We start from the raw sequence: 26370 nt of genomic DNA, 5'->3' as shown, positions 1-26370 counted from the left end.
GGCAGGGGTCAGGACTCGCCGACGGTCAGGGACGAGGAGGCGCGGGTCGCGTTCCAGTCGCGCCACAGCGTCTTCAGATCCCATGCGTTCTCCGCCTCGAGCGAGATGCCGCGCTCGCCGGTGCGCCGGGTACGGCCCTGGATGAGCAGCAGGCGGGTGCCGAAGAGCAGGGACCCCGTGCGCTGCTGGGCCTCCTCGAAGAAGGTCGAGTCGGAGCAGCCGCTGCCGTCGTCCAGGCTGATGAACACGACGCGTTTGCCACTTCGCATCGGCGGGGTCTGGGTGGCGACCCGGATGCCGGCGACGAGCACGGTCGTGCCGTTCCAGTGATCGCGGAGGTCGGCCGCCCGGACCACGCCGAGCTCGTCGAGCATCGGCCGGTAGCTCTCGATCACGTGCTCGCTGACCTCCATCGACAGGATGTCGAGCTCGTCGCTCACCCGTTCGCGGAGCCCGATCTCGGGTGTGCCGGTCGGCACGAGGTGGGTGTCGTCGATGGTGAAGTCGAGCTGGTTCTCGACGTCGGAGGCGCGGGGCCGGGTCGACCGCTGGATCAGCGACCGGATGCGGGCCAGCACGTCGCCGCGGGTGCGGCCGTCGCCGCCCAGCGAGTCGAGCGCCCCGACCTGGCCGAGTCGCTCGAACAGCCGTCTCGACGGGGTGGCGCGTTGCCAGAAGTCGGTGATCGAGTCGTAGGGCTGACCGGCGACGATCCGGGCGAGCTCGGCGTCGCTGATGCCGTGCACGTCGGAGAGCGACAGGCGGATGCCGAGGTCGCCCGGCCGGGTGCGGGCGACGGCGGTGGCCGGGGGGCGGACGCGCTCGACGTGGTAGACGTCGTCGGACGCGTTGACGTCGAGCGGCAGCACCGGGACGCCCATGCGCCTCGCCTCGGACAGCAGCAGGCGGCGTGGGTACATGCCCGGGTCGTGGGTGAGGATGCCGGCCAGGAACTCGGCCGGGTAGTGCGTCTTCAGCCAGGCGCTCTGGTAGGTGGGCAGCGCGAACGCGGCGCCGTGCGCCTTGCAGAAGCCGAACGAGCCGAAGCCCTTGAGCGCGCCCCAGATGCGATCGACCTGGGCGTCGGTGAACCGGCGACGTCCCTCGGCGTCACGGTTCTGGGTGGTCCGCCGGCGGAACTCCCGTTCGAGGTCGTCGTCGTTGCCCTTGCCCATGTGACGACGGATCTCGTCCGCCTCGGCGAGGGACACCTCCATCGTCGCCTCGAGGATGCGCAGCACGTGCTCGTGGTAGATCACGACCCCGTAGCTGTCGTCGAGGAAGCTCGCGAAGCTCGGGTGCAGGTAGTCGGGTCTCTGGAACCCGTGCTTCGTGTCGAGGAAGGGCGCGACCATGTTGCCCTTCATCGGGCCGGGCCGGAAGAGCGAGATGTCGGCGATCAGGTCTTCGTACCGGTCGGGCTGCATCTTGCCGATCAGCTCGCGCTGGCCGGGGCTCTCGATCTGGAACATGCCGAGCGTGTGCGTCGTGCGGATCGCCTCGTAGGTGGGCTCGTCGTCGTGCGGGATCTCGTCGAGCTCGATCTGGCCCCGACGGTTCACGTACGGCACGTCGACCGGGAGCCCGCCGGCCACCGCGGTGCGCGTGCCGTTAACGCGTTCGATCTCACCGAGCGCGAACGCCATCGAGCTCTGCATGCGCACCCCCAGCACGTCGAGCTTCAGCAGACCGGCGTCGTTCATGTCGTGCTTGTCGAACTGGCTCATCGGCAGCCCCATGCCGCTCGGCTGCACCGGCGTGGTGCTGAGCAGGTCGGAGTCGCCGAGGATCACCCCGCACGGGTGCATCGAGATGTGCCGGGGCAGGCGGTCGAGCCGCTCGGTGAGGTCGACGAGCAGGTCGATCTGCCCGTTGTCGCGGGCCAGCTCGGCGATCTGCCGCAGCTCGGGCTTCTCGGCCAGCGCGGCACGGAAGTCGCGGGCGTTGAACCGCCAGACGTTGTTCGCGACGAGGTCGATCTGGTCGTCGTCGAGTCCCAGCGCCTGACCGGCGTCGCGGACGGCGCCCCGGGCCCGGTAGGTCGACTGCATCGACATCAGCGACACGCGGTTGCTGCCGTAGCGGTCGAAGATCGCCCGGTACACCTCGTGCCGTCGAGCCGACTCGACGTCGATGTCGATGTCGGGCAGCGTCTCGCGCTTGTTGCCGAGGAACCTCTCGAACAGCAGGTCGTGCTCGAGCGGATCGACGTTCGAGATCCGCAGCAGATAGGTGACGAGACTCCCGGCACCGGAGCCGCGCGCCGCGTTGCGGACCCGCAGGTCGCGCATCAGCTGCGACACGTCGGCCACGGTCAGGAAGTAGCCCGCGAAACCGAATCCCGTGATGATGCCGAGCTCGTAGCGCATGCGCTCGTCGACACGGTGCCGCAGGGCGTTGTCGGCATGACCGAACCGGGCCGTGACCCCGGCCTCGGCGCGGCGGAAGAGCGCCTCGTTCGGATCGCCCTCCACCCCGATCGCACTGAGCTCGGGCACCTTGGGGCGCCGCCAGCCGAGATCCGCCTCGGGGTCGAGCCGGCACCGGTCGGCCAGCCGCTCCGTCGCGGCGAGCATCTCCTCGGCGGCGCTGCGGGGCAACGAGGAGGCGTCGGTCACCAGGCGGGCGAGGTCGCGCATCTCGTCACCCGGCTTCAGATACGCCTGGGCGTTGGGCTGCGGTGTGAACGCGCCGAGGGGCGCCAGATGACCGGCCGAGTCGAGGACGTCCCCGGTCACCGCGTCGTCGGGGTCGAGGTAGCGCACCGCGTTCGTCAGCACAGCGGGCACGCCGACGTGGTCGGCCAACTCGAGCATCCGGGCGGCGTGCCGGATACTGCGGCTCTCGCCCGGCTCCGTCAGATGGCAGACGACCTCGACGACGACGCCGCCCGGGAGCATCGCGGCCCAGTCGGCGAGGGAGGCCGCGGCCTCCGTGTGCCGCCCGGCGGCGACCAGTCGCCCGACGTCGGAGTCGGGGCCGAGCAGCACCGTCCCCGTGGCGCCGTCGTCCCCGACGAGGAAGGCCCTCAGCCGGGAGCGTCCGATCGTCGCGGCACTGTTCGCCGTCCCGCTGACACGCCGTGTCGCCCGGCCGTGTGCCGCGCTGATGACCCGACACAGCGACGCCCACCCGGCCGCCGCCGCGCCTCCCTGCCGGGAGCCGTGCGCCAGCACGACGATGCGATCCGCCTTCGTGCCGCTCGCCCTCTCGCCCGCCGCCGCGTCACCCGACCGTTCCTCCCGTGCCCGTGCGGCATCCGCCCGGTCGTCGGCGACACCCAGCTCGACACCCACGATCGCGTCGATGCCCGCCTGCCGGCACGCGCCGATGTGACGGATGGCACCGTAGAGGCCGTCCCGATCGGTCACCGTCGCCGCATCCGCACCGTTCTCGACCGCCCGCTCGACGAGGGTCACCGGCTGCGCCGTGCCGTAGTGGGCACTGAACGCCGAGGCGACGTGCAGATGGGTGAAACGCATGGGTCGTGCTCCGGGTCGTGAACGAGAGGTCGAGACCGTGTCGACGAACCCCGGCCGGGTCGTTCGAACGTGTGTTCGAGAAGTGTACGTCGCCCCGCCGCTGCTGACATCATGCCCAGGTGCCCGATCCCTCCCGCCACCGCCTCCGACTGCTCGGAACCCTGCTCGGCCAGCCGCGCCTCCTGCTGGCCGTGAAGGCGGCGCTCGCCGCAGCCCTGTCCTGGTGGATCGCACCCCACATCCCCGGAGTCGCGGCCAACTACCCCTACTACGCGCCGCTCGGCGCCGTCATCGCCATGTACCCGACCGTGCAGAGCTCGTTGCGCGAGGGCATCAAGGCGATCATCGGAGTCGTCATCGGCATCGGACTCGCGACCCTGGTCATCGCCCTGCAGACCGGGCGCCCCGGTGTCCTCGCCGTGGCCGTCGTCGTGGGCGTCGGCGTCCTGATCGGCGGCATCCGGTGGCTCGGCGCCGGCCGCGACTGGGTGCTCACGGTCGGCCTGTTCGTGCTGCTGCTCGGCGGTGCCAACAGCGAGGACTACTCGATGGGATACATCGTGCAGCTCGGTGTCGGCATCACCGTCGGCGTCGTGGTCAACATCGTGCTCGTCCCACCGCTCTACACGACCCAGGCCGAGAAGCGGCTCCGGCGGGTCCAGGCCTCGCTCGCCGACCGCCTCGACGAGGTCGCCGGCGTCTTCGAGGCGACCTGGCCGATCGAGGACGACGACTGGGAGCGCCGCGTCGGAGTCCTGCCCGAGACCCTGCGCCACGTCCGCGACACCGTCCAGTTCGCCGACGAGTCCCGCCGGGCCAACCCGCGGCGGATCTTCCGCGGCCGCGACATCGCCGGCGACTACGTCGACCTCGTCGTGTTCGAACGCATCGGGTTCCACCTGCAGGACATCGCCGAGGTCTCCGGCCTGATCGCCCGCCGGGTGCCGGGCCGGATCGGCCTCGTCGACGAGCTCGCGGCCCCGCTCGCGCGCGCCACCCACAGCGTCGCCGAGGTCATCCGTGCCCGGGGCGGCGACGACGCCGACGCGTTCCGTCGCGCACGCCGCGACGTCGAAGCCCTCTGGCGCGACCTCGACGACCGCCGCCGCGACGCGGGCGAGCTCAGCGGAGGCATCTCCGTCGCCGTCTCGCTCGACCGCGTCGTCGCCGCCCTCGACCCCGGCGACGACACCGCCCCACGTCCTACCGACACCGACTCGATCGAGACCCAGGAGGCACACGACACCGACTCGGCCGACGACCAGGCCGAGGCTCCGGAGGCGCGGTCCGGCGACTGACAACGCGTCCGGCCGTTCGGCAGTACGGTTGAACCCGGCATCGAGGCCGCAGCGCGCCCGCGCCGTCTTCTTCTCCGGAGTCCTCTTCTCTGGGAATGCCCGGTCGGCCCACGCGTTGATCCTCGAGGGCCGCCTAGGTTCACTTCGGAAAGGACGTCCATGACCACGCACAACCCGACTCGCTCCGAGCCGACCCTCTGATGCCGAACAGCAGCACCGTGACCGACACCAGCACCCTCATCATCCTCGGCGCCAGCGGCGACCTCACCGAGCGCCTCCTGCTGCCCGGCCTCGCCAGCCTGCTGAAGAGCGACCGCGGCGTCGACGTCCAGCTGATCGGCACCGGCCGCAGCGAGCGCAGCCCCGAAGAGTGGGACGACGTCGTGAAGACCGCCTTCAACGGCGACGCCGGCAGCGACCTCGCCAAGAAGACCCTCGCCTCCAGCCAGTACATCCAGGGCGACCCCACCGACGTCGACCACCTCAAGAAGCTGCTCGCCGCCTCCCAGGGCACCCCGGTCCTCTACTTCGCCCTGCCGCCCGCGATCAGCACGAAGGTCATCCAGGCGCTCGCCGAGATCGACCTGCCCGAGGGCATCAGCCTCGCGCTCGAGAAGCCGTTCGGCTCCGACGAGGAGTCGGCTCGCGAGCTCAACGCCGAGCTGTTGAAGATCGTCCCCGAAGAGCGCATCCACCGCACGGATCACTTCCTCGGTCGCTCGACCGTGCTCAACATGATCGGCCTGCGCTTCGCGAACCGTCTGTTCGAGCCGGTCTGGAACAGCGACAACATCGAGAAGGTCGAGATCTTCTACGACGAGGTCCTCGGTCTCGAGGGTCGTGCGCAGTACTACGACAAGGCCGGCGCGCTGATCGACATGATCCAGAGCCACCTGCTGCAGGTGCTCGCCATCATCGCCATGGACGCGCCGTCGAACATCAACGCCGTCGAGCTCCGCAGCGAGATCGCCCGCGTCCTGCGTGCCACCTGGGTCAAGGACGGCGACCCCGTCGCCTCGAGCCGTCGCGCGCAGTACACGGCCGGCACCATCGAGGGCAAGGACGTCCCGTCGTACCGCGACGAGGACGGCGTCGACAACTCGCGCGAGACCGAGACGCTGGCCGAGGTCGAGTTCGAGGTCAAGACCCGCCGCTGGGCCGGCGTGCCGTTCATCCTCCGCTCGGGCAAGGGCATGACGAAGATCCGCAAGGAGGTGCTGATCACCTTCAAGCCGGTGCCCGCTCTCCCCGAAGGCCTGCAGGGCTCGTCGACCCCCGACACGCTGCGCATCGAGATCAGCCCCGAGACGATGGAGCTCGGCGTCACGACCAACGGCAAGGGCAACCCCTTCCACCTCGAGAAGTCGACGTTCCAGGTCACCCTCGGCAAGCCCGAGCTGACCCCCTACGGCGAGGTCCTCAGCGGCGTGTTCCACGACGACCCGACGCTGTCGATCCGCGGCGACGTCGCGGAGCGCTGCTGGGCGATCGTCGCGCCGGTGATCGAGGCCTGGAAGAAGGGCAGCGTGCCGCTCGACACGTACGCCGCCGGCTCGACCGGCCCGACCGACTGGCCGTCCTGATCCCGGTGGTCTGACCGCACCCCGCACGACACGAAGGCCGCCTCGCGACTCGCGAGGCGGCCTTCGTCGTCCGTGTCGGGGCCGGTCGGCCGTCGAGAACGGGGAGGCGCGGTGTCAGGATCGCGCGGAGGCGCGGCGCACGTCGTCGAGGGAGCGTCCCTGGGCCTCGAGCGCGGTGGTGATCGCGTCGGCGGCCCGGACGAGGGCGAGGTGCGACAGAGCCTGCGGCGTGTTGCCGACGTGGCGCCCGGTCGACGACTCGATCTCCTCCGACAGCATGCCGACGTCGTTCGAGAACCCGACGAGGCGATCCATCAGGCTCACGGCGTCGTCGACCCGGCCGGAGGACGCGTACTGCTCGGCGAGCCAGAACGAGCAGGTCAGGAACGGGTTCTCGGTTCCGCTGAGGCCGTCGACGCCGCTCTCTGTCCGGTACCGGTGCAGCAGTCCGTCGACGAGCAGGTCGTGTTCGATCGCCGCGACCGTACCGAGCATCTTCGGGTCGTCGGCGTCGACGAAGCCCACCTGCGACAGCTGTAGCAGGGACGCGTCCACCTCGGACGACCCGTACGTCTGCGTGAAGGTGTTGCGGTCGGCGTTCCAGCCCTGGGCGAGGATCTCGTCGCGCACGTCCTGACGCAGTCGGCGCCAGCGGTCGACGGGGCCCGTGAGGCCGTGCTTCTCGACCCCCTTGACGGCTCGGTCGAGCGCGGCCCAGATCATCACCCGGGAGTGCGTGAAGTGCTGGGCCGGGCCGCGGATCTCCCAGATGCCGTTGTCGGGTCGCGACCAGTTGTCCTCGACGTACTGCATGAGGGCCCGCTGCAGCGGCCAGGAGTACTCGCTCTCCTTCACGCCGAGCTCCCGTGCCTCGTGCAGGGCGATCATGACCTCGCCGAAGATGTCACCCTGGTACTGCGTGTAGGCGGCGTTGCCGATCCTGACCGGCGAGGCGCCCTGGTAACCGGCCAACTGCTTGATCTGGCTCTCGTGCAGGTGCCGTTCGCCCGCGAGGCCGTACATGATCTGGACGTCGGCGGGGTCGCCGGCGATCGCGCGCAACAGCCAGCGCCGCCAGTCGGACGCCTCCTCGGTGAAGCCGTGCAGGATGAGGGCCTGGAGGGTCATCGACGCGTCGCGCAGCCAGACGTAGCGGTAGTCCCAGTTGCGCTCCCCGCCGAACTGCTCGGGCAGGCTCGTCGTGGCGGCGGCCACGATCCCGCCGGTGTCCTCGTTGGTCAGGGCACGCAAGATCAGCAGCGAGCGTCTGACCTCGTCGGTGTAGGCGCCGGGCGCCTCGCAGCGACTGGCCCAGTTCTGCCACCACTCGATCGTGTGCGCGAGGCAGTGGTCGACGTCGAGGGGCTTCGGTGGCTCGTTGTGCGAGCGGAACCAGGTGAGCGTCAGATCGATCTGGTCGCCCTCGGCGATGTCGAACTCCGCGGTGTGCGTGTGGTCGGCGGGGTCGAGGTGGGGGCCGCGGACGATGATCGCGTCGGGGCCTGCGACGGCCACGAGGGCGGTGTCCGCCTTCTCGTGCACCTGCCGGACCCACGGCACCGCCGTGGAGTAGCCGAAGCGGATGCGGAGGTCCTCGCGCATCGTGACCGTGCCCGAGACACCTCGGACGCGTCGGACGATGTCGGCGCGGCGGCCGCCGAGCGGCATCAGATCGGTCACCTCGACGACGCCGCCCTCGGTCTGCCAGCGGGTGGTCAGCACGAACGTGTCGTCGACGTACCGACGGGTCGACGTGGCCGACCCGTCGACCGGGGCGACGAGCCAGCGCCCGTTGTCGGGATCGCCGAGGAGGGCGGCGAACATCGACGGGGAGTCGAAGCGGGGGAGGCAGAGCCAGTCGATGCTGCCGTCCCGGCCCACGAGGGCTCCGGTGTGCAGGTCTCCGATGAGTGCGTAGTCTTCGATCGCCAGGGGCATGAGGTCATCAAACCATCGCCCGCTCGGTGTTCTCAGGCGGGCGCGGGGGTTTCGTGGGGGAGCCGGCGGCGGGTGCGTGCCCAGACGAAGAACCCGGTGAGGGTGAACGCGCCGTAGAAGATGTACATCAGGCCCGAGGCGTAGTAGCCGGCACTGAACAGCAGGGGAGTGCCGACCAGGTCGACGGCCACCCAGATGAGCCAGAACTCGACCCAGCCCTTCGCCATGCCGTAGGTGGCGAGCAGGGAGCCGGTGAAGATCCAGGCGTCGGCCCAGACGGGTTGGTACGAGCCGAGGGCGGTGAACAGGGGAGTGAGCAGGGCTGTTCCGCCGACGAGGGCCAGGACGATGAACACCCGGGCCTTCCAGCCGGCCCAGCGGGGTTCGACGGCTGCGCCGAGTCCGTCGCGGCTTCGTCGCCACTGCACCCAGCCGTACACCGAGACGACGATGAACATCAGCTGACGAGCGGCCTGGCCGAGGAGGTTGACCGGGTTCGGCGTGTGGAAGACCGCCCCGAGGAAGACGGTGAACAGCAGCGCGTTGCCGATGATGCCGATGGGCCACGCCCAGACCTTGCGGCGCATCCCGCCGAGGGCGCTGAGCAGCCCGAAGACGTTGCCGACGACCTCGCGCCAGAGGATCGTCTGGCTGCCGATATGGAGCTGCGCGTCGAACAGCCAGCGGACGAGGTCCATGCTCCGCCTTTCGTGCTGAGGGTCGATGTCGTGAGCCGCAGACGCAACCGTCGAGGCGGGAGGATGATTCCCGTGGGCGGGACAAGCCTGGCACGACCTGGCAGGGGCTCGAGTCGCTCCCGGCTCACGCGAACAGCTGCTGTTCGATCTGATCGTCGAACACGCCGAGGAGCAGCCACGAACCACCGACGCCGTCGTAGGCCAGGTCGAACGTGCCGTCGACCCGGTGGGCGCCGTCGGTCAGCGGCAGGGCGTCGACCCGCCAGACGGGCATCTCGACCAGCCCCGCCCCGGTGCCACCCCGTGGGGCCCTCGCCGCCGAGCGCCACCAATCGTGCCGGGTGACCCATCGCTCGGGAGAGCTCACCACGCCGTAGACGACACCGCGCCAGACGAACCGCATGGGCGACCCCTCGTCGGTCGTCTCGACCGGCACCACCTCGTCGATCTTCATGACCGCCCCGCCTCTCGTTCGAAAGTATGTTCGAGTGCGAGTGTACGAAGCGCCACCGACAATCACCACTGCGGCAGGGCGTCGCCGATCTCCGTCACGGTGTCGCGAGGCAGGGCCGCCTCGTCGGCGAACTCCGGCCACCGGGCCACCGCGTCACGGACCTGCGCCACGACGGCCGAGGCGTCCGGGACGAGGTGCCGATCGGCCAGCCCCATCACGTCCTCCAGTCCGATGTCCCGGAATCGGCCGTCGACGCCCATCAGGTGCTGGTACGTCCACTGCCCGCCCGGGTTGTAGGCGAAGGTGATGTCGTACGCCGGGGTCAACCCCCATCGCGCATCCGCCGAGGCCAACGAGAACGAGAAGTTCTTGGTGTGGTCGTCGTTGTTGGCGGCCAGCACGTTGAACACCATGCGCCGGAACGCCTCGGTGCGCGCGGAGTCGCCCAGGCCGAGATCGGCGATCACGCCGAAGTACTGGCCGTAGTCGTGCGTCTGGCGCTGCCGGAAGTCGAGATGCGCCATCCCGCACAGGGTCATGATGTGCGACTTGCCATCGCCGAGGCGGTCGAACCGGCGGGTCATGAAATGCGCCCGGCCGTTCTCTTCCAACAGGCGGCACTCCGTCATGTCGATGCCGGCCGCCTGCGCCATCCGCGAGTAGGCGAACTCGACACGGCCGTACCGGCTGCCCGACCCCAGCTCGCTGTCCGCGCCGAGGCCGTCCAGCTTGATGAGCCAGTACTCGAACCCCTCGGCCGCCGGCAGCTGGCCCGATCGGATCTCACCGGTCGCCCTGTTCCACGCGATCACCGCCTTGGCGCGCGCACCGCCCGCGGACGTGCCGACCTGGATCAACGACTGGATCGCCGCCTCCGTCTCCCGGTCGTCGGCGAACTGGGCGTCGATCAGGCTCCGCGCCCCCTCGACCAGGGTGCTGAGTTCGACGGCGCTCGCCGTGCGGTGCCTCGGGCCTCGGGAGGGCCTGAACTCCAACGCACCCATCGCCCTGTTCGCCATGTACGCGAGGCGGTCGAGCGGGGTGACGTCGCCCCGTCTGATGCCTTGGCGGGCCAGCCAGGCGTCGATCAGCGCGTTGCCGAAGTCGTCGGGCATCGAGTCGGCGAGAAGGGCCGGGAGGCGGTGGAAGGTCGATTCGGGCAGCTGCGGGAAGACGTGCCGTCTCGTGCGGATGGGCATGGTGAGCGGGGCGAGCTCGATGCCGCGGGCGACCCAGTCGGGGTAGTACTCGAAGACGTAGGCGCCCACCTGCGGATCGGCGGCGACCGCGCCGACACGGTGCCCCCAGGCGGTCACCTCGACGGCCTGGACCGGGGTGTAGCTCACGAGTCGCCGCCGTCGGCGTCGCCGCCGTCGTCGAGGGCGCGATTCGATCGCGTCCGGAAGACGCGTCGTCGCGGTTCGGTGCTGGCCGTGCGCAGGACGTCGAGGGGGCTGACCGTGCTGGTCGGGGCGATCGTCGCCAGGGCCCGCTCCGCGCCGAGGGCCCGGAGGACGCGGACCAGGGTGCGCAGCGTGCTGCCCCGGCCGTTCTCGAGGCTCTGTACGGTGCTCACGGAGAGGTCGGCGAGTGAGGCGAGCGAGGTCTGATCGAGGCCCGCGTCCACGCGGAGCGAGCGGACCTGTTCGCCGACCCGCGCCTCCCACTCGTCCGTGCTTCGCTCGTCCGTGTTTCGTTCGTTCGTGCGCTCGATCATGAGGCCTCCTAAAACGGATTATCCCACTATTGCGGTAATAAATCCCTCTAAAAAAGGGAAAAACCGTTATTGCACGATGAAAGCCGCTTCGCACGGCCCGATTGGCGTCAGTGACGGTGTCGCTGACGCGCCTGCAGCTGGTCCCAGAGGCCGGCTCCGTCGGGGGCGGCCACCCACGGGATCGCGTCGTCGCTGGCGTGGTCGGCGCGCGAGCGGCCACCGGCCAGGACCGCCTCGCTGGGCGACAACTGACGGATGGCGACGGCCGCCACGTTCTCGGGGTGCTCGGCCAGGAACGAGCCGTACAGCTCTTCGTCGTGCTGGCCGTCGTCCCCGACGAGCAGCCACTTGAGGCGGGGGAACTCCTCGGCGAGGCGCTCCAGCGACTGCTGCTTGTGGAGGCGCCCGCTGCGGAACCAGCGATCGTGCGTCGGCCCCCAATCGGTGAGGAGGAGGGGGCCCGCGGGGTAGAGGTTGCGGGACAGGAAGCGCGACAGCGTCGGCGCGACGTTCCACGCACCCGTGGACAGGTAGACCACGGGGCACCCGGGGTTCGACGCGTTCAGGCGCTCGTAGAGCACCGCCATGCCGGGCACGGGGCGCCGCGCGTGCTCGTTCAGCACGAAGGTGTTCCAGGCGGCCAACAGCGGGCGGGGGAGCGATGTGACCATCACCGTGTCGTCGATGTCGGACACGATGCCGAAACGGGCGTCGGGGTCGATGACGAAGAACGGTGCCTCGACGGGGCGCGACCCCTCCGTCGTCAACGTGGCGAGGTGCCACCCCGGCGTGAGGTCGGCTTCGATGCGGACGTCGAGGACACCGCCCCGATCGGCGCGGACACGGTGCACGACACCGCCGAGCTCGACGGAGACGGCGGCCTTCTCGACCGGGACGCTGGTGAAGCTCCGCCAGCCGCGGACGTTCGAGCTGTCGGTGCCCTCGAGTGCGCCGGTCCGGGTGAGGAGCACGCGCGAGAGCACGCGCACCCAGCCGGGGCCGCCGTACCCGGTGTACGGCACGATGGTGGGCAGCAGCCCGCGCTTTCGGGCGCGCCTCTCGCGGACGCGGTGGACGGCGTCCTCGACTCGGGCAGCCCGGTGGAGGATGGGCTCGACGCTGGCCGCGGCGACCTTACGGGTGTCGGGCATCTTCCCATCCTGTCATGGTGCCGGTGTCGCCACCGAAAGAGGCGAGACGAGATCGGGGCGGTCGTTCGCCACCGAGCCGACGTCGCCCGACACCTCGTGGTGCAGCATGCGGGCGGCGATGTCCTCCGCCTCGCCCGCGACCCCCTGAACGAGGTCGTCGTCGCCCTCGGTCTCGGGGTCGAGCCACTCGTCCATGACGTCGGCTCCCACGAAGACCGGCATGCGGTCGTGGACGTCCGCGAGCGGACCCGAGGAGGCACGGGTCAACACGGTCGTCGACAGCAGCCACCGAGCGGGGTCGCCCGGTGCGACGGCGGGGTTCCGCCACCACTCGTACAGGGCCGCGAACAGCATGACCTCGTCGTCGGGAAGGCGGATCAGGACGGGGTGCCGTCGGCCCTCGGGCGACGTGACCCACTCGTAATAGCCGGTGGCGGGGACGAGGGCCCGCCTGCTGACGACCGCATCGCGGAACATCGGCTTCTCGGAGGCGCTCTCGGACCGGGCGTTGAAGGCAGTGGCACCGACCGACGGGTCGTCCGCCCAGGACGGCACGAGACCCCATCGGGCCGCGGCGAGGCGTCGCACGGGTGGTCCGCCGGCATCGTCCCCTCGGGGTGCCGCGTCGACCACGAGACTCACCGACCGGGTCGGAGCGATATTCCAGGAAGGATCTGGAAGAGTGTCTCCTGTTACATCCACGTCGAAAAGGGCCACCAGGTCGCTCGAGGCGCGTGCCATCACGAATCGTCCGCACATGCGGCCATTCTCTCGGTAACGTCCGACAACGACCGGCTCATCGGCGGCCAGTCACGGCGTGCGTGTGCACGGCGTCGAGTCGGTCCGCCTCGACGCGGCCCCGTCGCCGGCCCCGCCGTCACGACACCCAAGGCCCGCGGTCGGATACCGTCCGGGGGCCCGCACCATGCCCGATGAGATCGCGGCACTGCTTGAAGGAGAAACGTTGCTCGCCACCGACGTCACCGAACCACTGCCCGGGGGCTCGTCACTGCTCCGAAACGAGCCGGTCCAGGCGAGGAGCTCGGCGCGACTCACCGGACTCCTCGACGCCGCGGCCGCCATCATCGACGAGATCGGCTACGAGAGGCTGACGACCGCGATGGTCGCCGAGCGCGCCGGTGCCTCCATCGGCACGGTCTATCGGTACTTCCCCGACCGCATCGCGGTGGTCGACGCCCTCGCGCTGCGTTCGCTCCAGCGCCTGTCCCAGCGCGTCACTGACTCCGTGTCGGACGACACCGTCACCACCTGGCAGCAGGCCGTCGCCGTCGTCGTCGACTCCACGGTCGAGATGTACCGCAGCGAGCCCGGCTTCCGGGCGATCCGGTTCGGCGACAGCCCCGACCGTGACGAGGTCGACGCCGCCTCGGCCGTCCGCAGCCCCCTCACCGAGCATGTCCTGGGCCTGCTCGTCGACCGCTTCGCCGTCGTGCGCACGGCCGAGACCGAGCTGGCGCTCGAGACGGTGGTGGAGATCGGCAACGCGCTCCTGGCCCGCGCGTTCGTCACCGGTGGCGACGGCGACCAGCGCTTCATCGACGAATGCCGTCGAGTCGTGACCCTCACACTCGACTCCCGCGTCACGGTCGGCTGACCCCGGCGGTCACTCCGCGTCGTCGGATGACCGACTTGGGCATCCCGTCTCGATCTGTGATTGGTTTGACGCCCTGGCAAGTGTCGATTCGTGCTGCCCACGAGGAATGAGCCACCCATGATCGAGTTCGACTCGGTGACCAAGCAGTATCCCGACGGCACCCGTGCCGTCGAAGACTTCAGCCTCGTCATCCCCTCCCGCAAGATCACCGTCTTCGTCGGTTCGAGCGGTTGCGGCAAGACGACCATCCTGCGCATGATCAACCGTATGGTCGATCCGACGTCCGGCACGATCGAGATCGACGGTGAGTCCATCGGCGACCTCGAGCCCGTCGGCCTGCGCCGCGGAATCGGCTACATCATGCAGAATTCCGGCCTCCTCCCGCACCGTCGGGTCGTCGACAACATCGCGACGGTGCCCGTGTTGAAGGGCGTCTCGAAGCGCGAGGCCCGCGAGCGGGCTCTCGAGCTGATGGACACCGTCGGGCTCGACCGCTCGCTCGCCGACCGCTATCCCTCGCAACTCTCGGGTGGCCAGCAGCAGCGCGTCGGCGTCGCGCGGGGGCTGGCCGTCGACCCCAACATCCTGCTGATGGACGAACCGTTCGGAGCCGTCGACCCCCTCGTCCGGGCCGATCTGCAGCGCGAGCTCGTCCGGCTGCAGCAAGAGCTCGACAAGACCGTCGTCTTCGTGACGCACGACATCGACGAGGCCTTCTTCCTGGGCGACCAGGTCGTCATCCTCGAGAAGGGCGGGCACATCGCCCAGAAGGGCACGCCCGCCGAGATCCTGTCGAACCCGGCCAGCGAATTCGTCGCCGACTTCATCGGGGCGAACCGTGGCAAGCGGGCCCTGCACATCGAGAACACCTCCACGGGGCAGATCGTCGTCGACATCGACGGTCGTGCAACGGGCGTGCTGACAGGCCCCATCCAGGTGGCCGGTCACGGCGAGGCCGATGCCGTCAGGGCATCGGGTGCTCCGGCGCAGGGTGAGCACGCGTCGTGAACTGGATCTGGTCGAATGCGGACCTCATCTGGGACAAGACGCTCATCCATCTCGGGCTGAGTGTCCCTCCGATCCTCCTGAGCTTCGTGCTGTCCGTGCCGATCGGTTGGCTGGCGAACCGCCATCGTCGTCTTCGCGGCGTGGTCGTCACGGCGACCGGGCTCTTCTACGCCATCCCGTCGTTCGCCCTGCTCGTCGTGCTTCCTCTCTTCTTGGGAGTGAGTATCCGCAGCTCCACGAACATCATCGTGGCGCTCACCCTGTACGGCATGGCGCTCATGATCCGGTCCGTTGCCGACGCCCTGGAGTCCGTCGAGCCCGACATCCGTCAGTCGGCCACCGCCATCGGCTACTCCGGGTGGCAGCGCTTCTGGCGGGTCGAGTTCCCGTTGGCGGGCCCTGTGATGCTCGCCGGGCTGCGGGTCGTCACCGTGAGTACGGTAAGCCTCGCGACCGTCGGCGGCATCCTCGGCATCAACGGCCTCGGGCTCCTCTTCAACGACGGGTTCCAGCGCGACATCCTCGCCGAGATCGTCGCCGGCATCGTCATCACCATCGTGATGGCGCTCGTGCTCGACGGGCTGCTCCAGCTCCTCGGCCTCGTGTTGATGCCGTGGTCTCGTGCGACCCGCCGTCCCCGCAGACGCCAGGCCCGAAAGGCGGTGACGGTCACCCCATGAATCTCTTCTCCGGTGCCCTCGAGTTCTTGACCACCGCCTCCTCGTGGTCGGGGGAGGACGGCATCCCCGCGCGCGTGGGCGAACACCTGCTGTACACCCTCGTCGCCGTCCTGATCGCCTCGGCGATCGCCGTCCCGATCGGGTTCGCGATCGGGCACATCGGCCGGGGGCGCGCCCTGGCCGTCGGTGCGGCCGGCGCGGCCCGGGCCCTGCCGACGCTCGGAATCCTGCTGCTGATCGGCCTCGGTGTCGGTATCGGCATCACGGCGCCGATGATCTCGTTCGTCATTCTCGCGATCCCGTCCATCCTGGCGGGCGCCTACTCGGGCTTCGAGGCCGTCGACCGGGCGACCATCGACTCGGCCCGCGCCGTCGGCATGAGCGAGTGGCAGATCGTCACCAAGGTCGAGCTGCCCCTCGGCTTGCCGTTGCTGATCGGCGGTATCCGCGCCGCGTCCCTGCAGGTCGTCGCGACCGCCACGCTCGCCTCGGTCGTCGGCGCCGGCGGCCTCGGCACGTACATCTTCCGAGGTCTCCGCTCGAACAACTACGCGCTGATGCTGGCGGGCTCGTTGCTCGTCGTCATCATCGCCATCGTGCTCGAGATCGTCTTCTCCCTCCTCCAGCGCGTCGTCGTCCCCGCGGGCGTCCGGGCGCAACGGCCACCAGACACCCGGGAGCGGTCGATCCGTTCGCGCCCGGTCACAGCAACACCCCTCCAGGAAGGAACACAGTGATCAACACAGCGAAGAAAGGCCGGCTCACCGTTCTCGGTGCAGTCGCGATCGGAGCCATGGTGGCTCTGGCAGGGTGCGCGTCGAGCGACCCGCTGAGCTCCGGCGGGGGCTCGACGGCCGACTCGGACACCCTCGTCGTCGGCTCGCAGGCGTACTACTCGAACGAGATCATCGCCGAGCTGTACGCCCAGGTGCTCGAGTCGAAGGGCTTCACCGTCGACCGCCAGTACCAGATCGGTCAGCGTGAGGTCTACCTCCCCGAGCTCGAGGCCGGCAAGATCGACGTCTTCCCCGAGTACACCGGCAATCTGCTGCAGAACTACGACAAGACCACGACGGCCAAGTCGCCCGACGAGGTCGAGGCAGCTCTCAAGGAGGCCCTGCCGAAGGGCCTCACCGCCCTCACCCCGGCTGCGGCGTCCGACCAGGACAGCTACAACGTGACCAAGAAGTTCTCAGAGGACAACTCGATCACGAGCCTGTCCGATCTGAAGAACTACTCCGGCACGCTCACGCTCGGAGCCCCGCCCGAGAACGTCGACCGTCCCTATGGCCCTCCCGGTCTGAAGAGCGTCTACGGCGTCGAGGTCAACTCGACCCCGATCGACGACGGTGGCGGGCCGCTCACGGCCAAGGCCCTCAGTGACGGCAGCGTCCAGCTGGCGGACCTCTACTCGGCCAGCCCGCTGATCGCAGAGAACGACTTCGTCACGCTGTCCGACCCCGAGAACCTGATCCTGCCGCAGAACGTCGTGCCGATCGTGTCCTCGAAGGTCGACAAGAAGGCCCAGGACGCCATCGACTCCGTCGACGCCGTCTTGAGCGCGAAGGACCTGCAGAAACTGAACGCCAAGAGCCAGACCGACAAGGAGTCGTCCGCGACCATCGCGAAGGACTACCTGACGAGCAAGAAGCTGCTCTGACGGGGTTCGACCTCCACCGACCGAAGGGCCGGACGCCTCAGGCGTCCGGCCCTTCGCCGTCTCCGTCGAGGGTGGCGCGCATGTGCCGCTCCTCGCGCTTCTGCAGCACCTTCTTGACCGCGAAGACGGCCGCGGCGAAGATGACGATGATGGCCACGAAGACATAACCGGCGTAGTGCAGCCGATCGGCCAGCTCACGATAGCTGCCGGCTGCGGCTGCCCCCACCGAGACGTAGGCGAGGGCCCAGAGGATGCACGCCGGCGTCGTCCACGCCAGGAACGTGCGGTAGCGCATGGGACTGGTCCCGACGGTCAGGGGGATCAGGGAGTGCAGCACGGGCAGGAATCTCGACACGAAGACGGCCACGCCGCCGCGGCGGGCCAGGTAGCGTTCGGCGCGATCCCAGTTGTGGACGCCGATCCGCCGACCGAGGGCACTCGACCGGATACGCGGCCCGAACCAGCGGCCGAGCGCGAAGCCGACGCTCTCGCCCGTGAGCGCGCCGACGACGAGTGCGATGACGAGCCCGACGAACTCGACGGGCGTCGCGACGGCCGTCGCGGCCACGATGGCGACGGTGTCGCCCGGGACGACGAGGCCCAGCAGGACCGAGGTCTCGAACATCATGGCGACCCCGGCGAGCAGGGTCCGGAGGAGCGGGTCGATGGACTGCACGAAGTCGAGCAGGCCACCCAAGACGTCATTCACGCGCTCCACCCTATTCACAGCGCTTCGACAGCAGCCGAGTCCCTAAAGCAACAGGTGTTGCGTAACGCCGGATCTACACTCGAAGGGTCTCGACGACGCGACGACTTCCAGATCCATTCACCTTCGAGGAAGGCGCATCGTGCCCCACACCCTCGTCGACGCAGCGTGAGCGCCGTCGCATGAACGAGCTACTCGACCCGCTGCTGCTGTCGCGCTGGCAATTCGGTCTCACGACCATCTATCACTTCCTGTTCGTGCCTCTCACGATCGGCATGGCGTTCACCGTCGCCGTCTTCCAGACGGCGTGGGTCCGCACCGGGCGTCTGCACTACCTCCAGCTGACGCAGTTCTTCGGCAAGATCTTCTTGATCAACTTCGCCATGGGTGTCGTCACGGGAATCGTGCAGGAGTTCCAGTTCGGTATGAACTGGTCCGACTACTCCCGGTTCGTCGGCGACGTGTTCGGCGCCCCGCTGGCCCTCGAGGGGCTGCTCGCGTTCTTCCTCGAGGCCACGTTCATCGGCGTCTGGATCTTCGGCTGGGACAAGCTGCCGAAGAAGCTGCATCTCGTCAGCATCTGGGGCACGTCGATCGGCACGATCCTGTCCGCGTACTTCATCATCGCGGCGAACGCGTTCATGCAGAACCCGGTCGGCTTCACGATCAACGACGAGAAGGGGCGCGCCGAGCTCACCGACATCTGGGCCGTCCTCACCAACAAGGTCGCCCTCGCCGCGTTCCCGCACACCATCTTCGCCTGCTTCATGGTGTCGGCAGCCGTCATCGTCGCCGTCGCCGCATGGCACCTGTCCCGCAACAGCCACCTCGAGACCATGCGCCCCGCCCTGCGCTTCGGCCTGTGGACGATGGTCGCGGCGGGCGCCTTGACGGTGATCACGGGCGACCAGCTGGGTCTCGCGATGGTCGAGACGCAGCCGATGAAGATGGCGGCGGCCGAAGCGCTCTACAAGACCTCGACGGGCGCGGACGCGTCCTTCTCGATCTTCACCCTGGGCACCCCGGATGGTGTCAGCGAGCTGTTCAGCATCCGCGTGCCGTATCTGCTGAGCTTCCTGTCGACGCACACGTTCACGGGCACGGTCGAGGGCATCAACGATCTGCAGCAGCAGTACACGCAGCTCTACGGCCCGGGCGACTACTCGCCGATCATCTGGATCACCTACTGGTCGTTCCGCTGGATGATGGGCCTCGGCATGGTCGCGATCCTCGTGTCGCTCGTCGGTCTGTGGCTCACCCGCAAGGGCCGCATGCCCCAGAACAAGTGGGTCTGGCGTGCCGCGGTGTGGTCGTACCCGCTGCCTCTCCTGGCCATGATCGTGGGCTGGGTGTTCACCGAGATGGGGCGGCAACCGTGGCTCGTATTCGGCCTGCTCAAGACGTCCGACGGTGTCTCGCCGAACGTGACCGGGCTCGACGTGCTCATCTCGCTGATCGCGTTCACCGCGATCTACGGGACACTCGCGGTCGTCGAGTTCCGACTCATCCTGAAGGCGGCCCAGAAGGGGCCGGCCGACGCGCCCGCGGTCGACCACGAGACCGGCGAGATCAAGCACGAAGCGACGGTGTACTGACATGGATCTGCCCACCCTCTGGTTCTTCATCATCGGGTTCTTCTTCGTCGGATACTTCGTCCTCGACGGGTTCGACTTCGGCGTCGGCATGTCCTTGCCCTTCCTCGGCAAGGACGACACCGATCGGCGCGTGCTGATCAACACGATCGGCCCGGTCTGGGATCTCAACGAGACCTGGGTGATCGTGGCGGGTGCCGCGCTCTTCGCGGCCTTCCCCGAGTGGTACGCGACGATGTTCAGCGGCTTCTACCTCGCCCTGCTGCTCATCCTGCTCGCGCTGATCGCCCGGGGGGTCTCGTTCGAATACCGGCACCAGCGTCCGGAGGTGCGGTGGAAGCGCCGCTTCGACCTCATGATCACGATCGGCTCGGCCGTGCCGGCTCTGCTCTGGGGTGTCGCGTTCGCCAACGTCGTCCGCGGCGTGCCGCTCGACGCGAACTTCAACTACACCGGCACGTTCTTCGATCTCCTGAACCCCTACGCCCTCCTCGGCGGCGTGACCACGCTGCTGCTGTTCTTCACCCACGGCGTCGTGTTCGTCTCGCTCAAGACGGAGGGCGAGATCCGCGAGCGCGCCAGACGGCTCGCCGTCCGATCCGGCATCGTCACGATCGTCGTGGCGGCGGGGTTTCTCACCATCACGACGCTCATGCACGGGACGCTCGCCTCGGGCCTGCTCTCGGCTGCGGCCGCCGTGGCTCTGATCGTGTCGTTCGTGGCCAACCTGCGGGGCCGCGAGGGTGTCGCCTTCGGATTCATGGCCGTCACCATCGGCCTCGCCGTCGCGAGCCTCTTCGCCGCGCTCTTCCCGGCGGTCATGCCGGCGAGCAACGACCCCGCGCACAGCCTGACGATCGCCAACGCCTCGAGCTCGACGTACACGCTCCAGGTCATGACCTGGGTGGCTCTCGTCTTCGTGCCGTTGATCCTGCTCTATCAGGGCTTCACCTACTGGGTGTTCCGCAAGCGCATCACGCGTGCGGCCATCCCTGCCGCTCACTGACCGGCTGCGAGACGGCTACCCGATGAAACCCCTCGACCCGCGCCTCCTGCGATACGCGACCGCCGTGCGGGCGCTGCTCGCGGGAGGCGCGGTGCTCGGACTCGTCCAGACCGCCAGCATCATCGCGGTCGCCTGGTTCGTGACCCAGGGCGTCGTCTCCGTGGTCGACGGCACGACGGAGAGGGCCCTGGCTCCGGCGCTGCTCGGGCTGTCGATCGCGATCCTCGTGCGGTCCGTCGTCACGTGGGCACTCGAAGCGGTCGCCGCCCGGGCGGCCGTACGAGCGAAGAGCCAGCTGCGGGCCGCGGTGCTCGAGACCGTGACCACCCGCGGCCGCGCCTGGCTAGCCGGTCGTTCGTCGGCGCGTGTCGCCACCCTCGTGGGGCCGGGGCTCGACGCCCTCGACGACTACTTCGCCCGCTATCTTCCGCAGCTCATCCTGACGGCGTTGGCGACACCCGTCCTGATCGTCGTGATGCTCCTGAACGACTGGCTGTCGGCGGTCATCGTCCTGATCACGATCCCGTTGATCCCGCTCTTCATGGTGCTGATCGGCTGGAGCACACGGGCCGCACAGGCACGCCAGTGGGACAGGCTGGCGTCGCTGGCGAGCTCGTTCCTCGACGCGGTCAACGGCCTGTCGACCCTCAAGGTCTTCGGACGCGAGCGACGTCAGATCGATCGGATCGGTCGTCTGACCGATGGCTATCGCGTCGAGACGATGAAGACGCTCCGCGTGTCGTTCCTCAGCGGTTTCGCCCTCGAGATGGCAGCCAGCCTCTCGGTCGCGCTCGTCGCCGTGTCGATCGGCATCCGGCTGGTCGACGGGTCGCTCGGCCTCACGGTCGGGTTGTTCGTGCTGCTGCTGACCCCCGAGGCCTATCTGCCCCTCCGACTCGTCGGCGCGAACTACCACGCGGCCGCCGACGGGGTCGCCGCGGCGGACGAGGTGTTCGAGATCCTCGAGGCCGGGGCCGAGGTCGGCTCTCGCGCAGAGGATGACCCGTTCGCCGCCGCACCGCGAGCTGGCCGGCCTGACTTCACGGGCGACCTCGTCGTCGACGGTCTCGCGGTGACGTACGGTGCGGTGCAGGCTCTCGCGGCCACGTCGTTCAGGGCCCGACGGGGCACCCTCACCGCCGTCACGGGGCCGAGCGGTGTGGGCAAGTCGTCGCTCGTCGGCGCCCTGCTCGGCACGGTCCCGCACACGGGGCGGATCTCCTGGCACGACTCGGGAGACACGTTGCGCCGCGACGACATCGCCTGGTCGGGGCAGCAGGCAGGGCTGATGGGCGGCACGGTCGCCGAGAACGTCGCGCTCGGCGATCTCGTCGACGACGACGCCGTGGCCGGAGCGCTCGACCGCGCCGGTGCCGGTTCGCTCGATCCGTCGATGCGGCTGGGGCCCGGCGGCACGGGCCTGTCCGGTGGCCAGGCGCAGCGGGTCGCGCTCGCCCGGGCGCTCTATCGTCTCGAGCGGCGGCAGGCGCGCGTCCTCCTGGTCGACGAGCCCTCGTCCGCGCTCGACTCGGTGACCGAGGCCCGAGTCGTGGAGGGGCTCCGCCGCGCGGCCGACGACGGCGCCGTGGTGATCGTCGTCACCCACCGTCTGCCGGTGGCCGCCGCCGCGGACGTCGTCGTGCACCTGACCCGGGCGGCGGCGTCGATCGACGAGAGGGCGGTGGTGTCATGACCACGGACTCCCTGCTGAAGTCGGCACAGCCGCCTCTGTCGCGGGCCTGGCCCGGCATCGCGTTCGGCACACTCAGCGCCCTGTCGGCCATCGCGCTGCTCGCGGCGTCGTCGTATCTCATCACACGGGCGGCGGAGCAGCCCCCGATCCTCTATTTGTCGATCGCGGTCGTCGGTGTCCGGGCCTTCGCGCTGGCCCGTGCCTTCTTCCGCTATCTCGAACGGCTGTCGAGTCACGACGCCGCGTTCCGACAGCTCGCGGTGGTCCGCACCGAGCTGTACCGGCGTCTCGTCCGGATCGCCCCCGCCGGTCTCGGCCGGACGAATCGCGGTGACCTCTTGTCGCGGGTCATCGGAGACGTCGACACGCTGCAAGACCTCCCGCTCCGCGTCGTGCAGCCGCTCGTGATCGCCGGGCTCGCCGCGGTGTTGTCCGTCACCGGTGTCGCCTTCGTCTCGCCCGCGGCGGCACTCGTGCTCGCCTTGGCCCTGATCGCCGCGTTCGTCGTCGGGACCCTGCTGGCGAACCGCCTCGCCGCCACCAACGAGAAGACATTGGCCAGTCGGCGGGGCGACCTCTCCGCCCTCGTGCTCGACACGGTGCAGAACCTCGACGTGCTGACCGCCTTCGACGCGCTCGACGGGCAGCTCGCGCGAGTGTCGCAAGCCGATGCCGACCTGCGCCGCGCGTCCCTGCGTCGGGCTCGGACGACCGGCGTCGTCGCGGCGGTCATGTCGCTGCTGTCGGGGGCGGCGGTGCTCGTCACGTTGCCGCTCGTCGCGCCGGCGATCACGGCCGGAACGCTGAGCGGACCCGAGGCGGCCCTGGTCGTCCTCGTGCCGATCGCCGTCTTCGAGGTGGTCGGTGCCGTTCCCACCGCCGTGCTCGCGTGGCGCCGTGTGCGGTCGAGCGGTGCTCGTGTCGACTCGGCGGTCCCGGCCGAGGTCCCCGTCGGGGTCGTCGTGGACGAGGCCGACGACGACCTCGGCGCCGAGCAGGCGGAACGCCCGGGTCGGCCCCAGGAGGCCCAGGCCGAGACGGTCGCCGATGCCCCGATCGAGGCCGCACCGGTGATCGAGCTGAGCCGCCTCGTCGCCACGTGGCCGGGGGCCGACGAGCCCGCTCTCCGAGGGGTGTCGCTCCGGTTGGAGGACGGTGATCGCGTCGTGGTCGAGGGCCCGAGCGGTGCCGGCAAGAGCACACTCGCCGCCGTGTTGGTCAGGTTCCTCGACTACGAGGGCACGTATCGGCTGCGCGGCGCAGACGTCCGAGCCTCGACGGGGCCGTGGGTCCGACAGACCGTCGGGCTGATCGAGCAGTTGCCGTACCTCTTCGACGACACGGTCCGGCAGAACCTGCTCTTCGCACGCGACACGGCCGGCGACGAAGAGCTCGAGGCCGTGCTGGAGCGCGTGGGTCTCGGCGAATGGCTGCGTGAGCGCGGTGGTCTGGAGGCGCGGCTGGGGGAGCGCGGAGCCCTCGTGTCGGGTGGTCAGGCGCAGCGCATCTCGTTCGCTCGCGCCCTGCTGCGGGGGTTCCCGGTGCTCGTCCTCGACGAACCGGCTGCGGGGCTCGACCCCGAATTGGCCACCGCACTGGTCGACGACGTCCTGCGGACAGCGGCCGCCGACGGCACGACGCTCGTCTTGATCTCGCACGTCGCCGTGGCGGACGACCTGGTGACGCGGCGTCTGCGCCTGGACGACGGCGTCGTGACCGAGTTGCCCCGCGCGGCCCGGCCGCTCGCCTAGCACCTCCCGGAGTGTGCAACGCTCCGGTCCCACGGCAGGCCGCGATCAGTGGGGGAGCGGGCGCCTCAGGGCATCGAGTCGAGACCGCCAGGCGGCGAGGCGCCCGGGCTCCTCGGCGAGTGACGGGCCGTCGACCCAACCGGTGGCGATCCGGATGCCGTGCAGTGCGTTCAGCGCCCACACCTCGTGACCGTCGAGCTCGTCCGGTGTCGTCAGGTCGTGCACGACGTCGACCCCGAGCACGGCGGCCAGTGTCAGCAGCGTGCGCACCGTGACGCCGGGCAGACGGGGGAGATCGCTGGACGGGATGCAGAGGGTGTCGCCGTGCCACCAGACGAGGGAGCTGTAGGCCCCTTCGACGATGTGTCCGTCCGGCGAGAGCAGCACGGCCTCCGACGCGCCCCGACCACGCGCCTCGGTCCTCACCTCCTCGAGGGCCAAGAGATCGGGCCCCTTGACCAGGGGCTGGGTCCGGGGGTCGTGCGAGGCCGTGGCGAGCACGACGTCGCGTCGACGCTCGGGAGCGGGTCGGAGGCGCAGACGGAGCGCGAGGTCCGCGCCCGCGCCGCCCGCGCCTCCCACGAGCTCGACGCGAGGGAAGGACGCGCCCGTCCGGGGGATCGCCGCGACGGCCGCGTCCCAGAAGCTCTCCGCTCCCGCGGTGCTCGCACCGGCCGCGAGACGGTCGCGAGGCGAGTCGCGCACGGCACGATCGACCGAGTCGAGGAACCGCGTGCGATGGACGTCGAGGGCCCGCACCCGGCCGTCGTCCACGAGCCACGAGTCCGCGACGAGCACGCGCTGGTCGTCGCCGTCCCGCTGGTCGTCGCCGTCTCGCTGTTCGTCCGGGAGGAGGCGCCCTTGATGCCAGCGGAATGTGTTCGAGCGATCCATAGAATCAAGGGTATGCGTGCACGTGCGGCCCGGGAGCCGCTGCCGTGGCGAGACCCGGAGGCCGTCGTGCGGTCCCTGGCTTCGACGGGCGACCTGATCTGGTTCGACGCCGGTGTCGACGCGACGAGCGGTCGATCGATCGTCGGCTGGGGGAGTCGCCTGCTCGGTCGGCGCGACGCGCCCCTCCTGGACGAGCTCGACCTGGCCACGGCATGGCAGACGCTCGCCGACGATCTGGCGGTCGAGGCGGTCGAGGCGGTCGAGGCGGTCGAGACGGCCGAGGCGGCCGGCGGGAGCGCGACCGACACCGACCCGCTCGGCTGGGCCGGCTGGCTGGGCTACGGCGTCGGGCGCTGGCTGCTGGACCGCGAGATCGGGCGGCACCCGGGAGCCGGTGGGGCCGATCCGGCCACCGACGGCGTGACCGGCACCGTGCCTCCTGATCTCGCCCTGCTCCGGGTCGACCGTGCCCTCGTCTTCGATCACGCGACTCGCACCGTGACCCGGGTGCACGACGGCCAGGCGGCCTGGTCCGCGGGCGTCGAGCGGGCCTGGGCCGGCATCGGCGAGACGACCGACCCCGATGCGCCACCACGGCAGGGCCCGGGGGTGGCGCACTGGGCCCACACCGAGGCGCAGTATCTCGAGCTGATCCGGCGGTGCCAGGCCGCGATCGCCGACGGGGAGGCCTATCAGCTGTGCCTGACGACGAGCGTCGCCGTGCCCGGGCCGGTCGACGACCTCGAGGTGTACGGACGACTCCGCCGAGCGTCGCCGGCACCGCACGCGTCGTTCGTGCGCATCGACGAGACCTCCGTGCTCGGCTCGTCGCCCGAGTCCTTCGTCACCGTCGACGTCGACGGGGTCGTGACCTCGTCTCCGATCAAGGGCACGAGGAGGCGCGGCGTCGACGCCGAGGACGACGCCCGTCTGGTCGACGAGCTGCGTCGCGACGAGAAGGAGCGCGCCGAGAACCTGATGATCGTCGACCTCGTGCGGAACGACCTGAGTCGGGTCTGCCGCCTGGGCAGCGTCGAGGTCACCGAGCTGCTCGCCGTGCATTCGTTCGCCCATGTCCATCAGCTCGTCAGCACGGTCCGGGGGCGACTCGCGCGCGGTCGTGGCGCCGTCGACGCCATCGAGGCCTGTTTCCCGGCGGGCTCGATGACGGGCGCGCCGAAGCGCCGGGCCGTCGATCTGCTCGCCTCGTGGGAGGGGCGTCCGCGTGGTGTCTACGCCGGTGCGGTGGGGCGGATCGGGTTCGACGGGTCGGCGTCCCTGGCGATGGTCATCCGCACGATCGTGGCGACGCCGCAGGGGGTGTCGATCGGCACCGGCGGCGGCATCACGGCCTCGTCACGGCCCGACGACGAGCTGGCCGAGGTGAGACTGAAGGCGGCCTCGCTGCTGGCCGTCCTGGGTGCCGACTGACCTCCCGCCGACT

General features: G+C 69.8%; 22 protein-coding genes. 12 read left to right on the top strand and 10 right to left on the bottom strand.

The annotated features are described in order from the left end of the window. Positions 1 to 8 precede the first annotated feature (8 nt). On the bottom strand, positions 9 to 3482 hold the full coding sequence (locus ACPEEZ_RS08695; RefSeq protein WP_423917550.1) for a DNA polymerase III subunit alpha: 3474 nt from the start codon (positions 3480 to 3482) through the stop codon (positions 9 to 11). 119 nt (positions 3483 to 3601) lie between these two features. Here ACPEEZ_RS08695 and ACPEEZ_RS08690 point away from each other — a divergent pair, with 119 nt between their 5' ends. Together ACPEEZ_RS08690 and ACPEEZ_RS08685 are read left to right on the top strand one after the other, a co-directional pair. Further along, positions 3602 to 4780 (top strand): FUSC family protein, encoded by a 1179-nt coding sequence (locus ACPEEZ_RS08690; protein ID WP_423917547.1) that lies wholly within the window; start codon positions 3602 to 3604, stop codon positions 4778 to 4780. 218 nt (positions 4781 to 4998) lie between these two features. Continuing rightward, the gene (locus ACPEEZ_RS08685; protein WP_423917545.1) at positions 4999 to 6363 is read left to right on the top strand and encodes a glucose-6-phosphate dehydrogenase; all 1365 of its coding nucleotides are present in this window, start codon (positions 4999 to 5001) and stop codon (positions 6361 to 6363) included. Between the two features lie 114 nt (positions 6364 to 6477). Here the strand turns inward: ACPEEZ_RS08685 and ACPEEZ_RS08680 are convergent, their stop codons facing one another. The 7 genes from ACPEEZ_RS08680 to ACPEEZ_RS08650 form a co-directional block, all read right to left on the bottom strand. Then, positions 6478 to 8337, bottom strand: a complete 1860-nt coding sequence (locus ACPEEZ_RS08680) for a glycoside hydrolase family 15 protein (RefSeq protein WP_423924220.1) — start codon at positions 8335 to 8337, stop codon at positions 6478 to 6480. Then, positions 8334 to 8999 (bottom strand): nicotinamide riboside transporter PnuC, encoded by a 666-nt coding sequence (gene pnuC / locus ACPEEZ_RS08675; RefSeq protein WP_423917542.1) that lies wholly within the window; start codon positions 8997 to 8999, stop codon positions 8334 to 8336. The genes ACPEEZ_RS08680 and pnuC overlap by 4 nt, the downstream gene beginning before the upstream one ends. Positions 9000 to 9123: 124 nt before the next feature. Then, positions 9124 to 9453 carry a DUF6504 family protein gene (locus ACPEEZ_RS08670; protein ID WP_423917539.1) on the bottom strand — a complete coding sequence of 110 codons (330 nt, stop codon included), beginning with the start codon at positions 9451 to 9453 and terminating at the stop codon, positions 9124 to 9126. Between the two features lie 62 nt (positions 9454 to 9515). Further along, positions 9516 to 10799 (bottom strand): type II toxin-antitoxin system HipA family toxin, encoded by a 1284-nt coding sequence (locus ACPEEZ_RS08665; RefSeq protein WP_423917536.1) that lies wholly within the window; start codon positions 10797 to 10799, stop codon positions 9516 to 9518. Then, positions 10796 to 11170 (bottom strand): helix-turn-helix domain-containing protein, encoded by a 375-nt coding sequence (locus tag ACPEEZ_RS08660; protein WP_423917533.1) that lies wholly within the window; start codon positions 11168 to 11170, stop codon positions 10796 to 10798. The genes ACPEEZ_RS08665 and ACPEEZ_RS08660 overlap by 4 nt, the downstream gene beginning before the upstream one ends. 107 nt (positions 11171 to 11277) lie before the next feature. Further along, a complete protein-coding gene (locus ACPEEZ_RS08655) occupies positions 11278 to 12321 on the bottom strand; it encodes an App1 family protein (RefSeq protein WP_423917530.1) in 1044 nt (347 codons plus the stop codon). Positions 12322 to 12333: 12 nt separating this feature from the next. Continuing rightward, positions 12334 to 13080 (bottom strand): SOS response-associated peptidase, encoded by a 747-nt coding sequence (locus ACPEEZ_RS08650; RefSeq protein WP_423917528.1) that lies wholly within the window; start codon positions 13078 to 13080, stop codon positions 12334 to 12336. A gap of 205 nt (positions 13081 to 13285) precedes the next feature. Between ACPEEZ_RS08650 and ACPEEZ_RS08645 the strand changes: the two genes are divergently transcribed. The 5 genes from ACPEEZ_RS08645 (at position 13286) to ACPEEZ_RS08625 (ending at position 17284) form a co-directional block, all read left to right on the top strand. Further along, positions 13286 to 13936, top strand: coding sequence for a TetR/AcrR family transcriptional regulator (locus tag ACPEEZ_RS08645; RefSeq protein WP_423917525.1), 651 nt, complete (start codon positions 13286 to 13288; stop codon positions 13934 to 13936). 117 nt (positions 13937 to 14053) lie between these two features. Then, positions 14054 to 14944 carry an ABC transporter ATP-binding protein gene (locus ACPEEZ_RS08640; protein WP_423917523.1) on the top strand — a complete coding sequence of 297 codons (891 nt, stop codon included), beginning with the start codon at positions 14054 to 14056 and terminating at the stop codon, positions 14942 to 14944. After that, a complete protein-coding gene (locus ACPEEZ_RS08635) occupies positions 14941 to 15624 on the top strand; it encodes an ABC transporter permease (protein WP_423917520.1) in 684 nt (227 codons plus the stop codon). Before ACPEEZ_RS08640 ends, ACPEEZ_RS08635 begins: the two co-directional genes overlap by 4 nt. After that, positions 15621 to 16361 (top strand): ABC transporter permease, encoded by a 741-nt coding sequence (locus ACPEEZ_RS08630; protein ID WP_423917518.1) that lies wholly within the window; start codon positions 15621 to 15623, stop codon positions 16359 to 16361. The genes ACPEEZ_RS08635 and ACPEEZ_RS08630 overlap by 4 nt, the downstream gene beginning before the upstream one ends. After that, positions 16358 to 17284 carry a glycine betaine ABC transporter substrate-binding protein gene (locus ACPEEZ_RS08625; RefSeq protein ID WP_423917515.1) on the top strand — a complete coding sequence of 309 codons (927 nt, stop codon included), beginning with the start codon at positions 16358 to 16360 and terminating at the stop codon, positions 17282 to 17284. Before ACPEEZ_RS08630 ends, ACPEEZ_RS08625 begins: the two co-directional genes overlap by 4 nt. Before the next feature lie 37 nt (positions 17285 to 17321). On the opposite strand, the gene ACPEEZ_RS08620 is transcribed toward ACPEEZ_RS08625, so the two are convergent. Continuing rightward, the gene (locus ACPEEZ_RS08620; RefSeq protein ID WP_423917512.1) at positions 17322 to 17993 is read right to left on the bottom strand and encodes a DedA family protein; all 672 of its coding nucleotides are present in this window, start codon (positions 17991 to 17993) and stop codon (positions 17322 to 17324) included. A 179-nt stretch (positions 17994 to 18172) separates the two neighbouring features. Here ACPEEZ_RS08620 and ACPEEZ_RS08615 point away from each other — a divergent pair, with 179 nt between their 5' ends. Genes ACPEEZ_RS08615 through cydC form a run of 4 tightly spaced genes read left to right on the top strand, consistent with a single transcriptional unit; the run spans position 18173 to position 24032 of the window. Next, on the top strand, positions 18173 to 19585 hold the full coding sequence (locus ACPEEZ_RS08615; protein WP_423917509.1) for a cytochrome ubiquinol oxidase subunit I: 1413 nt from the start codon (positions 18173 to 18175) through the stop codon (positions 19583 to 19585). Position 19586: 1 nt separating this feature from the next. Then, positions 19587 to 20588 carry a cytochrome d ubiquinol oxidase subunit II gene (cydB, locus tag ACPEEZ_RS08610; RefSeq protein ID WP_423917506.1) on the top strand — a complete coding sequence of 334 codons (1002 nt, stop codon included), beginning with the start codon at positions 19587 to 19589 and terminating at the stop codon, positions 20586 to 20588. Between the two features lie 22 nt (positions 20589 to 20610). Next, complete coding sequence (cydD, locus tag ACPEEZ_RS08605; protein WP_423917504.1) at positions 20611 to 22281, top strand: thiol reductant ABC exporter subunit CydD; 1671 nt, start codon at positions 20611 to 20613, stop codon at positions 22279 to 22281. Beyond that, positions 22278 to 24032, top strand: a complete 1755-nt coding sequence (gene cydC, locus ACPEEZ_RS08600) for a thiol reductant ABC exporter subunit CydC (protein WP_423917501.1) — start codon at positions 22278 to 22280, stop codon at positions 24030 to 24032. The genes cydD and cydC overlap by 4 nt, the downstream gene beginning before the upstream one ends. 45 nt (positions 24033 to 24077) lie before the next feature. Here the strand turns inward: cydC and ACPEEZ_RS08595 are convergent, their stop codons facing one another. Further along, the gene (locus ACPEEZ_RS08595) at positions 24078 to 24926 is read right to left on the bottom strand and encodes an aminotransferase class IV (protein ID WP_423917499.1); all 849 of its coding nucleotides are present in this window, start codon (positions 24924 to 24926) and stop codon (positions 24078 to 24080) included. Between the two features lie 12 nt (positions 24927 to 24938). On the opposite strand from ACPEEZ_RS08595, the gene ACPEEZ_RS08590 reads away from it, so the two are divergent. Beyond that, the gene (locus ACPEEZ_RS08590; protein WP_423917496.1) at positions 24939 to 26357 is read left to right on the top strand and encodes an anthranilate synthase component I family protein; all 1419 of its coding nucleotides are present in this window, start codon (positions 24939 to 24941) and stop codon (positions 26355 to 26357) included. The last annotated feature ends 13 nt before the right edge of the window (positions 26358 to 26370 follow it).

It is taken from the genome of Frigoribacterium sp. 2-23, from assembly GCF_049601585.1.
Classification (GTDB): domain Bacteria; phylum Actinomycetota; class Actinomycetes; order Actinomycetales; family Microbacteriaceae; genus Frigoribacterium.
This window is presented reverse-complemented; position numbering and strand designations above follow the sequence as displayed.

Coding starts and splice junctions, on each gene's coding strand:
- ACPEEZ_RS08695 (WP_423917550.1), bottom strand. CDS start 3,482: ATGCGTTTCACCCATCTGCACGTCGCCTCGGCGTTCAGTGCCCACTAC.
- pnuC (WP_423917542.1), bottom strand. CDS start 8,999: ATGGACCTCGTCCGCTGGCTGTTCGACGCGCAGCTCCATATCGGCAGC.
- ACPEEZ_RS08670 (WP_423917539.1), bottom strand. CDS start 9,453: ATGAAGATCGACGAGGTGGTGCCGGTCGAGACGACCGACGAGGGGTCG.
- ACPEEZ_RS08660 (WP_423917533.1), bottom strand. CDS start 11,170: ATGATCGAGCGCACGAACGAACGAAACACGGACGAGCGAAGCACGGAC.
- ACPEEZ_RS08655 (WP_423917530.1), bottom strand. CDS start 12,321: ATGCCCGACACCCGTAAGGTCGCCGCGGCCAGCGTCGAGCCCATCCTC.
- ACPEEZ_RS08650 (WP_423917528.1), bottom strand. CDS start 13,080: ATGTGCGGACGATTCGTGATGGCACGCGCCTCGAGCGACCTGGTGGCC.
- ACPEEZ_RS08640 (WP_423917523.1), top strand. CDS start 14,054: ATGATCGAGTTCGACTCGGTGACCAAGCAGTATCCCGACGGCACCCGT.
- ACPEEZ_RS08630 (WP_423917518.1), top strand. CDS start 15,621: ATGAATCTCTTCTCCGGTGCCCTCGAGTTCTTGACCACCGCCTCCTCG.
- ACPEEZ_RS08615 (WP_423917509.1), top strand. CDS start 18,173: ATGAACGAGCTACTCGACCCGCTGCTGCTGTCGCGCTGGCAATTCGGT.
- cydB (WP_423917506.1), top strand. CDS start 19,587: ATGGATCTGCCCACCCTCTGGTTCTTCATCATCGGGTTCTTCTTCGTC.
- cydD (WP_423917504.1), top strand. CDS start 20,611: ATGAAACCCCTCGACCCGCGCCTCCTGCGATACGCGACCGCCGTGCGG.
- cydC (WP_423917501.1), top strand. CDS start 22,278: ATGACCACGGACTCCCTGCTGAAGTCGGCACAGCCGCCTCTGTCGCGG.
- ACPEEZ_RS08595 (WP_423917499.1), bottom strand. CDS start 24,926: ATGGATCGCTCGAACACATTCCGCTGGCATCAAGGGCGCCTCCTCCCG.
- ACPEEZ_RS08590 (WP_423917496.1), top strand. CDS start 24,939: ATGCGTGCACGTGCGGCCCGGGAGCCGCTGCCGTGGCGAGACCCGGAG.